Source organism: Gimesia sp., from assembly GCF_048262075.1.
Lineage (GTDB): Bacteria > Planctomycetota > Planctomycetia > Planctomycetales > Planctomycetaceae > Gimesia.
The window spans coordinates 109,864-122,391 of sequence record NZ_JBLXFK010000011.1 but is presented as its reverse complement, the minus strand read 5'-3'; the positions used below and the strand labels follow the sequence as shown (position 1 = coordinate 122,391).

Annotated in this window: 9 protein-coding genes and 1 tRNA gene; all 10 read right to left on the bottom strand. The window is 43.1% G+C overall.

What is annotated here, in order from left to right; genetic code table 11:
• Positions 1-192: 192 nt before the first annotated feature.
• Positions 193-2,403, bottom strand: coding sequence for a hypothetical protein (locus ACN0YH_RS20170; RefSeq protein ID WP_417381388.1), 2,211 nt, complete (start codon positions 2,401-2,403; stop codon positions 193-195).
• Positions 2,403-3,317, bottom strand: coding sequence for a glycosyltransferase family 2 protein (locus ACN0YH_RS20165; protein WP_417381387.1), 915 nt, complete (start codon positions 3,315-3,317; stop codon positions 2,403-2,405). The genes ACN0YH_RS20170 and ACN0YH_RS20165 overlap by 1 nt, the downstream gene beginning before the upstream one ends.
• Positions 3,318-3,397: 80 nt before the next feature.
• Positions 3,398-4,690 (bottom strand): hypothetical protein, encoded by a 1,293-nt coding sequence (locus ACN0YH_RS20160; protein WP_417381386.1) that lies wholly within the window; start codon positions 4,688-4,690, stop codon positions 3,398-3,400.
• Positions 4,683-7,394 carry a glycosyltransferase family 2 protein gene (locus tag ACN0YH_RS20155; protein WP_417381385.1) on the bottom strand — a complete coding sequence of 904 codons (2,712 nt, stop codon included), beginning with the start codon at positions 7,392-7,394 and terminating at the stop codon, positions 4,683-4,685. Before ACN0YH_RS20155 ends, ACN0YH_RS20160 begins: the two co-directional genes overlap by 8 nt.
• On the bottom strand, positions 7,394-8,758 hold the full coding sequence (locus tag ACN0YH_RS20150; RefSeq protein WP_417381384.1) for an ABC transporter ATP-binding protein: 1,365 nt from the start codon (positions 8,756-8,758) through the stop codon (positions 7,394-7,396). The genes ACN0YH_RS20155 and ACN0YH_RS20150 overlap by 1 nt, the downstream gene beginning before the upstream one ends.
• The gene (locus ACN0YH_RS20145; RefSeq protein WP_417381383.1) at positions 8,748-9,575 is read right to left on the bottom strand and encodes an ABC transporter permease; all 828 of its coding nucleotides are present in this window, start codon (positions 9,573-9,575) and stop codon (positions 8,748-8,750) included. Before ACN0YH_RS20145 ends, ACN0YH_RS20150 begins: the two co-directional genes overlap by 11 nt.
• Positions 9,576-9,763: 188 nt before the next feature.
• Positions 9,764-10,648: a glucose-1-phosphate thymidylyltransferase RfbA gene (gene rfbA, locus ACN0YH_RS20140; protein ID WP_417381382.1), complete on the bottom strand. Its 885-nt coding sequence runs from the start codon at positions 10,646-10,648 to the stop codon at positions 9,764-9,766.
• Between the two features lie 383 nt (positions 10,649-11,031).
• Positions 11,032-11,104 (bottom strand) — tRNA-Asn (locus ACN0YH_RS20135).
• Between the two features lie 155 nt (positions 11,105-11,259).
• Entirely contained in the window at positions 11,260-11,718 is a 459-nt protein-coding gene (locus ACN0YH_RS20130) for an ATP-binding protein (protein ID WP_417381381.1), read from the bottom strand.
• Positions 11,719-11,897: 179 nt separating this feature from the next.
• A complete protein-coding gene (locus ACN0YH_RS20125; protein WP_002647021.1) occupies positions 11,898-12,254 on the bottom strand; it encodes an STAS domain-containing protein in 357 nt (118 codons plus the stop codon).
• Between the last annotated feature and the right edge of the window lie 274 nt (positions 12,255-12,528).

Below are 12,528 nucleotides of genomic sequence, written 5' to 3'. Positions count from 1 at the left end.
GAAGTACTTAACGGGGAGACATCGAATTTCTTAAACAAGAAAACAAGTTGTAACGATCAACATTAATAAAAGAAGACCCTTGTTGTGCTTCTCTCACCTTATCCATTTGAAAGCGATGGAGCCTTTTATCAGCTGATTTTAGATTCGATTTGTTAATCATCAGAAACTGAGAGGTTAATAAGATCTTTTCTCTCAGTTACCAGAAAGTCCCGTGGCTAAAGCAGCATTTTGGGGAGCCATCAGTGCACACCATTGCCCCCAGGAGTTTCCATCATCAACAAGGACAACTTTGATTATTTCATCTGTATTCAATCGCAGAGTAATTTTATTCCACTCCTGCTTCGTGTCTGGCAAATTAATTCGATCCAGTAAAAGTTCGTCCTTGCTATAAAATCTGATTTCTTGGAAATTTGCATCAGGTCCGGTCATATAAATTAAATTTACTGAATCTTTGGTAGGTTGAATCTCAAGTTCAATCTTTCCCTCAGACTCGTCTCCATTCACCCAAGAGCCATATACTTTTAGATTTTCACTGATACTGGCTTGTGGAGGAACTGCCCCTTCTTTCCATTCATTATTAACAAGTCTATATTCTGAAGGTGACTCGCCGTCCCATTTAGAAACATTCGACACTCTGATTACATCATCTATATTTATTGGGTTGCCCGGAATTCGTAATAAACCTAAATCAGTCAATGCATATGCGGAAAGCCGCCCTTTATAGTTTTGTTTGTCAACATATGCGATCCAACCGGTATTAAGAGGGCTCCCTGAATTGGTAGAAGCAATGTCAACCCGTGGTTTCCCACTGAGTCCATAACCGACAGTATTAAATTCTTCATCTACCAATAGAATTATTTCAGGAACGGTCTTTGTTTTCGGATCCCACACCCAACCATACACACGATAAGCTGAAGAATTTTCTGAATAAAAGACTTCAGTTGCTTCTATATCTCCCATGCATGGTTCAACTTGAATTGAATCTAAAGGGATCTTATCGTACTCATATTTTATCCAATCTGATGAAAAAGCCGTAAGACGTTTATCAACCAACTGGTCCCTGAGATTTAGCATTATTTCTTTATTGGGATAAATCTGTTCGACATATTCAGCATCGTAATGTTGATGTGCCAAACCTAGAATGACCATCTTTCGATCAAAAAGCGTTTTAGAATGATCGTCAAAAGCTGTTAATTGCGGAGGTAGTAATAGTAAGGGAGCACAAATCATAGTCCCTTTTACAAACCTAAAGAAAACGTTTGGAAGTATCGCGCGATTGAGGAAACCAATCAGAACTAAAGTAACCCATCCTTGAAAAGCAGGAGTTGTATAGCGACTTACTACTGCTCCACCAAGACCAAAATGGATTCTTCCAGCTGCTGTAACAAATGCGGTTCCAAGGATGAAGAGCAGAAAAACAGCTAGTGTTAGATTTACTGTATTCAGATTCCGCTTTTTCACAATAAGATAAAAGGAAGCCACAGTCATACCCATAAACAAAAAACCAGCTGCTGTGACAAAATGTAAGTTCCTCAATACGGGTGCAAATGGTGAACCTAAATAAGTAAGCATAAACTGAATTACAAACAACGGGTGCATTAAGATATTTTCAAATGAAGAAGTTTCTTGCCACTGAATCTTATGGTAGTCATAAAAATAGCTCGAAGTAACAAAAACCCCTGATACAATAATCCCAAGGATCGATAGTTTGGAAGCGCGTAGAATAAGGGCCTGAATGCACAATAAGGGAAATACTAAAAGTCCATTTGCCATTGAAAAAGTTGCAGCACATCCACATAAGAGGGCACACACAAAATAATTCTTATTGTTTGAGCTTGAGAATCTTCCCATACATTCAAAAGCTAAAATTGAAAACATATAGACCAACAAGAATGAGCTCTGAAAAGTCCATGTAAAATTTTCATTTTGAACCCATGAAAATAACAGGCAGAGTATGAATGAGTAAATTGCTATTTTATTGGGGTCTGATTTTATTTTCTTAGAAACAACGGCAATAAATACAGATGCAGTTCCAAGTTGTATAATCAGTTGCATCCACAACAGAAACACACCTATTCCGTTGAAAAACTTCATGTCTAACCAGAATAACATCTTTGGTATTAAGATTCGGTGTTCCAGATGTTGGGCTAACCAGACTGAGTGATCCTGATCCAGAACGTGCAAATAAAAATTAATTCCACCATCCCACATATCCCAAAAAGGGACTGGCGAATAATTTGAATATATCCCCCAGAGCGTCGTTAAAAAAACCAGCAAACTAACAGACGCAAGATATAGATTCAGGAATTTTGTTTTTTTGGATAAAATGATCGAGTTCGTATTCTTACTCAAAGGAGTAATTTTTAAAGAATCGCTCATTACCGCAAAGTTAGCCAGGATCATTATTGATACTTCCCCATTTTTCCAGTTAAAGAATGCCAGATTCCTTTGGTCATCATTTTCCAGTTAGCAAATCGAGTTCCGAGAAATAATGAACAACCGATATAGATAAGCAACAATCGCCGTCGATCCATAATTCGCCAGGATTGTGAAATCCAGGGGCGACGTAAAACCCAGATCCCATTTCGAATCAGATAGTAATATCGCAGTGAACCACGTACTGGATGAGATCGCCCGAACAATGTTGTCAATTGATCGCCCAGGCTGTGTTGCATCTGAGCCGCCCCGACACCATACAGCAAGTAACCTTTGTTAATCGCTCTTAAACACCACTCTGTGTCAACATAATCGATAAACAGTTCTTCTTCCATCTCGCCGATGTCCTGCAAAGCAGCCATCGAAATTAAGCAACCCGAGGAAATGAGATGATCCACCTGGACGACTTCATCTTCTGCACAATCTACCCTTAACAGTTTTCTGCCATCCAGTCGGACAAAAGGCGATTTGAGCTCGCCTTTAATATCATTATATTTCGGTCCGACGGCGGCAATTTTATCACCCGATTGAGCATGTCTCTGTAATTCAGAATGCAGGGTCTGGATCATCCCCGGGCCGGGCAGACTGTCCTGATCAAACAACACGACATAGCCGGCGTTCTGCTTTTGCGCCTGCCTGATTCCGCAATTAATTGCAGCAGCGATACCAGAGTTTTCTTTCTGATCGATTAATATACCATTCTCAGGAATACACTCAGATATCATGGCCAGTGTGTTCTGGTCATTGCTGTTATCTACAGTAATGACGGTATCTGTTTGATGGCTCAATTCTGCTAACAGATTTTTCAATCCCCCCGGATCGGGAAAGTAGGTCACTACGATAGAAACCACAGAATCAGATGAGTCGAATTTCGATGCCATAAGTAATCGATCGATAATTGATACAGGCTAATGATTGAGCACTTCATTTCCAGTCGGCTCAATTCACTTCCCGTTGATTTTTACATTTGCTGAATCAGTTCGTGAACAAATTCGAACTCGGGACCGGTTCCCTGATTAAATAATGATTCACATCGCTCATCGCAGGCATCTTTTAACTCAAGACCTGTCTTGATTTCAGTCGATCGGCATTCACAAAGTTCGATCAGTTGATCAGCCAGCACATTCGGATCCAGTGAATCAACGGATTTGATCAGTGGGCTGAGCTGTGACAGGTCTTTATTGGCATATTTATTGGTAACCACCTTCACACCATACATGGCCATTTCTAGAGGTGGGTAACTCGGGTGGGGAGAAAGCATCAGGGAAACACCAATGGAAGTTTCCGATAAAATAGTGGCATACTCTTCTAAAGAAACTTTTCCCACCGACTTAAGTACTGTTGTCGCATTCACAGGAATGTCATCGTGGCATTCCCCCGCGGAAATCACTTCCCACTCGGCTGCGTTGCTGTATTTTTGACTCCAGATTGCAATCGTCTGCACAATCAGGGGAAACAGATTACGTTCAACACTGGGTCTTCCATACACCAGAATTTGTTTCTTCTTGGCCGCATCCCCTTTTTTCCCTCTCCAGTCATTGAGAACCGGGTTAAACTTGGGCTCAAAGTAATAGGCCTGCTCAAATTGATAATTCTGCTGTTTAAAAAAGTCGAACAGTAGCCCTGTATTGAAAACCGGAATTGTCAGTTCCGGATGGCGATAAGTGGAATCGGCGAGAGCAAATCTTGTCGACCAGGGATAAAATCCTGGTTCGAAGTCCTGAACAAGATAAGTCATTTTTCGTTTTGGTGTCGAATATGCTTCCTGTTGCCACTCCATCGCTCTGAACGCATTGAAGGCAGTCCACCAGGCAGTAGCCACAAAGTAATCTTCTTCGCGAATCGGAAGCGTTTTTCCGTAGCGATTCCCAGAGACGACAATTGAGTTTCCTTCTGAATCTTCCGTATCGACTTCTTTCACAGTCCAGTCTGAAAAGAATTCATTTTCAGGCAGTATGACTGAGGCTTCGTCTGTAACGATGATTCTGACAGAAGGAAACGCTTTGATCATTTCTCGAAACAGGCGCAGGGCCGTCGCGATCCCGCCGAAAATATGCTTTTCGGAGAGCGCGGGTACCAGTAAGTTGATTCGTTTTCCCTTTAACTTACTCGATTGAAATTCAAACGGTGTAATTTCGGGAATCTGGATATCCTGATTCAGACTCACCCGGGTAGACGATTCCTGGTGAACCTGCTTGGCAAGATCATAGAGATATCTATTCTTCAGGCCTGTTTTGAGAAACCACTTAAGCATTCGTCAGCATCCTGGGCACTGTTGACATCAAGTCGAGATTCTCATTGTAATAAGGATCGCCTTTTTCCTTTCGATAGGGAGCATATCTGATTTCGGACATGAGAAAGTCCTGTTTGGGAATGAACGAGGATCGGCTTTTCGATTCCAGGTGGTGCAAAGCTGCATCAGCACAGTAGACAGTCTGTAGCCCCTGTTGATGAGCGCGAATGCAGATGTCGACGTCACTGCCACAGATAATGAACTGTTCATCAAATCCACCCAGTTGTTCGAACTTCGCTCGTTCGATTACCTGGCATGCACCCGTAATAGCCAGCACATTTCGATTGAGCATAGGAGAAACAAACGGACTTGAACGATGAACAGGTGGCTGATTCTTGAATACATGATCGGCCCAACCTCCCATGCCGACAACAACGCCTGCATGTTGAATTGTATTGTCCTCATAAAGTAATTGAGGGCCGACTAAGCCAACTTCAGGTAAGCTGGCCCAGGAAGCCAGTTTTTCGATCCAGTCTGATGTAATGACTAATGTGTCGTTATTTAAAAACACAAATACATCACCGGTAGCGGCTTGCGCCCCAATGTTATTTATCATCGACCAGTTGAACTCTACATCAGCCTGTACGACATTAATCCTGCTGTCCTGCACAACTGTGGAAAAATATTCTTGGGACGCAGCTTCTTCCGAGCGGTTGTCAACAATAATAATTTCCCAGTTGAGATGCGAAGACCGACTTCTGATTGACTCGATACAGTCATCCAGCAAATCAATTTTGTCTTTGGTTGGTATAATAATTGAAACCCGATGTTCGCTGTCAAACCGGAATTTTGGTGAATAGGTAAAGAGCCCTTCACCATCACAGACATCAATCAGTCTGGAACTGTATTTCTGTTTGAGAAAATCAGCAACCGCCGCTTTGCCTGCCTCATGTGCGTACGGCTTACATTCAGAATTGCTTGAAGTAGAATTTTCGTGCTCTCTCCAATGATAAAGTACCTTAGGAATATGATACACATTTTTTGCCGCATCACCGGCCCTTAACACCAGATCATAGTCCTGAGCACCATCAAAGCCTCTTCGAATGCCACCAATCCGCTCATATAACGATTTCGACAAGCACAAGAAATGGCCAATGTAATTTTGTGAATACAGTAGAGAGGGAGACCAGTCAGGCTTAAAGAATGGACTCTGATGTTTACCATGTTTATTGATGTGATCTTCATCTGAGTAAAAGAACTCTGATTCAGGAGATCGGTTTATCGCATCAACAATGAATAACAGGGCATTTTTATTGAGTTCATCATCGTGATCCAGGAACGAGATATAGTCCCCTTCCATCAGTTCCGCTGCACTGATCATCGCCTCTGATATATGGCCATTTTCAGGTCTAAATACGAATTTGATTCTTGAATCCTGTTTGGAATATTCATTAATTACTTCGCGGACACGACTTTTTGTCGACGCATCGTCTGCAATACAAAGTTCCCAATTAGAATATGTCTGTGCCAGAACAGACTCGATACAGGAGCGAAGAATTTTCTCATTCGTATTATAGGTAGGCAAAATAATTGAAATCAAAGGAGCCTCTAAATCCGGGAGACGCGACAGGATTCCCTCGGCTTCTTTCAATCCAGTCACTCTGCTCCATACATTATAATTAGTGCTCATGTCCTGATATCTGCGGGGATCGATCAGCTTCTTCAATGAACGGGCTGCACGCCCAAAGCCTCTGAGTGGTCTTGTGATCAACCAGGAATGGCTGCTTACAAGATTCTGAACCAATTGATTTAAATCCGTATTTGCTTGCTTTAAATTTTCAATTTCTGCTTCATAAGTTGAAGTTTTTTCCTTCAGTTGATCGATCTCTTTTAGTTTGGAACTTAATGTCAGTTCCATACCGAGTGTCAGGGTTGACCACTTGTTGGTGGATTCATCCGGCACAAAATTCTCGAAATCGCGAGGCATATTACTCAGTGAAAGAACTTCATCCGATTGCCCCGTAATGATTCTCTCGCCAAGGAGATTTTGCTCTGGCGAGGCTTTGTGAATCACACACATCGAATTCATGAACTCGATGGAATGGATTGTTCTCAGGATGTCTTCACTAAATGAAAGCTGATAATGCTCTTCAAAGCTTTGCAGGAGATCAACCCGATTTTTATCAATGCCCCAGCTCTCATGATTGATGATATCAGCCAGGCGTTTGAAGAAAGCCATGGAGGAAAAGGGGTCAAATAAACCTCCTCCAAATTCATTCCAATAACTGCAGTGCAAGTCTTCCGCGACATACACACCATTGTTTTCCAGGTAGGGAAAGTAGCGATTAAAAGAAGCGATAATATCACTGGACTTATGCGAGCCATCATCAATAATGATTTCAAACGACTGGCACTGCTCTAATATTTCCTGTTCTGTCGGATCTTCATTTGCATCGCCAATCACGACCATCACATTGGGATTCTCATATCTCAACTTGCCGCTATCTGGATTGATTTCACAGCCAACCGCTTTTTTCAGCGTATCAAAATATTTTGACCAGATATCTAATGAGCCACCATTTTGAATTCCAATTTCTAGCAATCGAACAGGAACCGTTCGATATTCAGCAAATAACCGCTCATACTCTGAAATATAGAGGGTCCATTTATCTGACACTTTGCCTTCATGGTTCTTATAGATATCCTGAAGTGATTTTTTTGTCATTAATCTTTCCTTAAAGATATATTTTCAAACGCAATACCGACAAGCCCCCACCGAATTGTGCTTGACGAGACATTGATCAAGAGTGCATCGTGCAGGTAATGGTGTTGGATATTTTCATAAAGATTACCGTCTGCAATTGATGCCATAACGGCATATTCTCCATTGGGGAGCATTGGCAACATAAATGTAAATTCCCCCAAAAGTGTTTCACCTGCCCGAAAGGAAATCGGATTCTGATTTGTTTCAGGAAGTGTATTCTCCCCGAACAGGTCCTGCCCTAAACGGTCTTTGACGACAAAACCTAAAATGGGATTCTCAAGATCCTTATATGTTTTTGCATAAATGGACAGTTTTACCTGCTCTCCCCCTTTAAACAGGGCGCCTTCCGAATCGGAATTTAAATCCTCTAATGTCACAGCGACGATCTCTGCCTCACCGGTTTTCCACCCGGATGAATTTGAGATATTGCTGGTGACTTTGCATTCACTTTCATAGGCAGCTACTGACGATATTTTCTTCTTAGTTGAGACCGAGTTCTGAGCCTGCGGACTTTCCTGCTTCTGTTGTCGTTCAGGTTTTGTAGAAACAAGCGAAGCCTCATCGTGATAAGTTTCCTGCAGGGTATACTGCAGATACTCTTCGGAAACCTGTTTAGCTTCGCCGCTGCTTTTTACAATTCCTTTTTCAAGCCATACCGCTTTTTCGCATAAGGACAAGACTGACCCCATGTCGTGGCTGACAAACAATAAAGTCCCCTGTTCCTTAAACGAGCGAATAAACCTCATACATTTTTGTGTAAAGAGCGCATCTCCTACTGATAACGCTTCATCGATGATCAGAATATCGGCGTCTACATGGGCAATCACTGCAAAGGCCAGTCTTACATACATACCACTGGAATAAGTTTTGACCGGTTGATCTATAAAATCACCAATCTCAGCAAAGGCGATGATATCATCAAAGCGATTCTCGACTTCATCACGAGTCAAACCCAGAATCGCTCCATTCATGTACACGTTTTCCCGGCCGGTAAATTCTGGATTGAAACCGGATCCCAGTTCCAGCAATGCTGCAACCCGGCCATTTATTTGTACCGTTCCACTTGTGGGAGTCATGGTGCCACAAATCATCTGCAGCAATGTAGACTTCCCTGCTCCGTTACGACCAATGATTCCGACAGTCTCGCCTTGAGGAATTTCAAACGAGATATTACTAACCGCTTTGAATTCCCGGTAAAACTGTTTTTTCCCTCTGAACAATCCCTGCATTAACCGGTGATGGGGTTTTTCATAGATCTGGAACGATTTACTGACCGATTCCAGACTGATTGCCACGGCTTGCTTTGCGCCAGCGTCAGAGTACATCAGCAAAACCTCTACGTGTTTTCTGGAACCAGGCGAAACCTAACCAGGCCACAACTGCACTGATGACGAATGAAATACAAACTCCTCCCCAGTTTGGGAACTGTCCCCACATTAAAACAGCACGCGATTGTTCGATAATAAATGTCAGCGGATTGGCATACATCAAAGGTTGAATGCGTTCGGGCAGGTTTGAGATCGGATAAAAAACAGGTGACATAAAGAGCAGGACCATGGTAAACACGCCCGTGATCTGCCCCACATCCCGCAAATAGACGCCGAATGAGGCAAGAAACCAGGTCATCCCCATCGTAAACAGGATCAGCGGTAAGAACAGCAGCGGCAGAAACAACGCGGTCCAGTAAAATGTCTGATTCACGAGAACAAAAAACAGCCCCCAGACCACCAGACTAATCAGTGTGTGAAAGAGCGTGGCTCCCATCGCAATCCAGGGCAGTACCTCCAGTGGGAAAATGACTTTCTTGACATAATTTACATTTCCCACAATCAGGCTGGGTGCTCTATTGACGCATTCTGCAAGTAAACCATGCACAATCATGCCAATAAACAGTGCCAGCGCAAATTCCGTTTTGCTGTCAGAACCGGTTTGCCAGCGCGCTTTGAAGACGATGCTGAAAACAAAGGTATAAACAACCAGCATGATCAGAGGGTTAAAAAACGACCACGCCAGCCCCAGTACCGATCCACGGTACCTGCCTATCACCTCTCGTTTCGACATCTGGTAAATCAATCGACGGTTGATCACCAGACTTTTTAACAATTGCCGAGGTGCAATTGACACTGAATTGTAAGGATTCATTTCAGTGCCTCTCAGACTTTGGCTCTTGCAGTAAATTCGTTTTTAACATCCTGTCAGCATACTTCATTCAGTAAGGATCATGAATAATCAGAACCGGGAGGAGTGGCTTCATGCTCTCCCCCAACCTTGAGGGGATTCCCCTTCAAGCTCCAGTGAATCACTTAGAGCAGTGATTTATATAAGAATTACTATTTGTGTGAAAGATCATCTACAATTCGCATGAGATATTGACCATAGTTGGTCTTCCCAAGCTGATCTGCCTGGCTCTTTAATTGATCTTTCGTAATCCAGCCTTTCTGGTACGCAATTTCTTCCAGACAGGCGATTTTCAACCCCTGCCTTTTTTCGATGGTCTGAAAGAAATGACTGGCTTCCTGCAGACTTTCGTGAGTCCCCGTATCGAACCAGGCATGACCGCGACCGAGCAACTCGACGTTCAAGCCGCCCCGTTCCAGATAGGCGTTGTTGACAGATGTAATCTCCAACTCGCCTCGCGCAGAAGGCTTCACATTCTTAGCGATTTCGATCACTTCATTGTCGTAAAAATACAGCCCGGTGACGGCAAAATTGGACCTGGGTTTGGCAGGCTTTTCTTCGATGGAAATCGCACGTTGTTCACTGTCAAATTCCACTACACCAAAGCGTTCCGGATCGTGCACCTGGTAACCAAAAACTGTGGCACCGGATTCTCGCCCGGCTGCTGATTTCAGACTTTCAGTAAACCCATGCCCGTAAAAGATATTGTCACCTAAAATCAGGCAGGCATCATCGGTGCCGATAAAGTCTTCACCAATCAGGAAAGCCTGAGCAAGTCCATCGGGCGAAGGTTGCTCTGCATATTCAAACCGGACTCCCCACTGTTCGCCACTACCCAGCAAATCCTGAAACATTGGAAGATCATGCGGAGTGGAAATGATCAGAATCTCTTTGATCCCCGCCAGCATCAACGATGACAGCGGATAATAAATCATCGGTTTATCGTAGATCGGGAGAAGTTGTTTCGAAATTACTTTTGTCACAGGATGGAGCCGTGTTCCTGTACCTCCTGCTAAAACAATACCTTTTCTCGACATACTTCATCCCCATACTTCTGTAGACAATAATGTAAAAATCCAAGACAAGAGGGCGTTCTTGCAATTGAAATGAAAACACCTATTCTCTGGACTACTTTTGCATTCGGTCTTCAATATGAAGCTTCCAGACATACAAACAGTTATCAAAGCTAGCGTTTGGTATTGAAAATCCCAAAATAAAGCAACCTGATTTCTGTGATTCAAAACAGAAAATTTGGGAAATCCTGGTCTTTCTCGTTTTTGGGGAGGGGGCTTGCAATTCACGCACGGAAGGGGATGGTACGCTCCGTTTTTAGTGAGTTTTGCTGAGATGAAACAAATCAGGCCCGATATCGATAATGCGATATCGGGCCTGATTGAATTGAGCTTCCTGAGAAAACAAGCTCCTCGAGTAGGACTCGAACCTACAACCTAGCGGTTAACAGCCGCTCGCTCTACCGATTGAGCTATCGAGGATTAGTTCTGTGATTAGGAGCAGATCCCAACCTCATTGTGCGTATAACATATTGTGAGAAATGTATGAAGTCAACCGATGTTAAACAGGAACCGCTGGGGTTCTGGCAAAATATTTGAGAATTTTGCCGGCTTGTAAGAATAGTAACTGTTTTGACTTACTCAGCTTCGGTGTCTGGTGGCTTGGGGGAAACTCCTTTAATCTTTTCGAGGATGACTTTGTTTCCCTGTTCATTATATTCAATGAGATTCATGAAGGCTCCCATGAGCATAATCCCTCTGCCACAGGGACGTTCCAGGTTCTCCAGCAGTGTTGGATCAGGGACATGACTGCGGTCGAACCCTTCTCCTTCGTCCTGGATTTCAACGCGAACCCGCTCATCGCTGATCCAGCAGTTGATCTCGACACTTTTATCTGGAGACATGCGATTACCATGTTTAATCGCATTAACTAAAGCCTCTTCCAGCGCAAGACGCACCGAGAAGACATCTTTCTCCGGGTATTCACGTACCTCCAGAGCCTCGACGATTCGGGCCTGTACAGCCTGACCTTCCGAGGTATCACTGGGAATCGTTACTTCAAAGTGTTCGTCCGATGACATGAATTTGGCCAACACACGATTTCTGGTGTTTATCCAGTAACTAAATTTAAAGAGCATCCAGACTTACAATGAGAAGGTTGTTTTTCACAACTTACTTCCCTATCTGAACCCCTCACAATCATTGTTCTCTAAGAATCTTCACTGAGGAATGGTCGTTGCAGACAGCACATGAAACTGCAATTACCGAACCAAAGTTAAAAACCTTCAAGAGCCGCCTCCTGTGTTTCGGCGATGTCAAACAGTTGATTCAGTCTCGTAATGGCAAAAACCTCATAAATATCAGGACGAATTGAACACAGCTTCAATTTACCTTTTGCCTTTTTGACCTTTTTATCCAGCGTAATCAGCTTACCCAGTGCAGCACTGGAAAGATATTCGACGTTGGAAAAGTCAAGAATGATCTTCTTGCGTCCATCTTCATCAACAAGTCCAAATAACTGGGTCCCGATGATCTGGATATTTCCTTCATCAAGAATTTTCTTGTCAATAAATTTTGCAATGGTGACATCTGAAACTTCCTCGATGTCAACACGACGGTGACCAGCTGCCATAATTCCAGCCCACCCTCTTCTAAAAAGATAAAATCCGACGTAGGCACATGAATTCCCTGTGAATCCATTATCGAAGATTTAGAGTATCGACGACTGCCTGGCCCGATCGGAATCGATCATAAAACGAATTGAATCAAGTATCAAATTATACGCGTTGAGCCTGAAAAAGAAATTATCTAAACAGATATTCCCGATAGACTAACATCAATTTGAATGAGGACCACAAGTCCCCGGTATTGCATGATCATCACGCTTTCTTTCCTTGCTGTCAAGC

Coding starts and splice junctions, on each gene's coding strand:
- ACN0YH_RS20160 (WP_417381386.1), bottom strand. CDS start 4,690: ATGCTTAAGTGGTTTCTCAAAACAGGCCTGAAGAATAGATATCTCTAT.
- ACN0YH_RS20170 (WP_417381388.1), bottom strand. CDS start 2,403: ATGATCCTGGCTAACTTTGCGGTAATGAGCGATTCTTTAAAAATTACT.
- ACN0YH_RS20125 (WP_002647021.1), bottom strand. CDS start 12,254: ATGGCAGCTGGTCACCGTCGTGTTGACATCGAGGAAGTTTCAGATGTC.
- ACN0YH_RS20150 (WP_417381384.1), bottom strand. CDS start 8,758: ATGTACTCTGACGCTGGCGCAAAGCAAGCCGTGGCAATCAGTCTGGAA.
- ACN0YH_RS20165 (WP_417381387.1), bottom strand. CDS start 3,317: ATGGCATCGAAATTCGACTCATCTGATTCTGTGGTTTCTATCGTAGTG.
- rfbA (WP_417381382.1), bottom strand. CDS start 10,648: ATGTCGAGAAAAGGTATTGTTTTAGCAGGAGGTACAGGAACACGGCTC.
- ACN0YH_RS20155 (WP_417381385.1), bottom strand. CDS start 7,394: ATGACAAAAAAATCACTTCAGGATATCTATAAGAACCATGAAGGCAAA.
- ACN0YH_RS20145 (WP_417381383.1), bottom strand. CDS start 9,575: ATGAATCCTTACAATTCAGTGTCAATTGCACCTCGGCAATTGTTAAAA.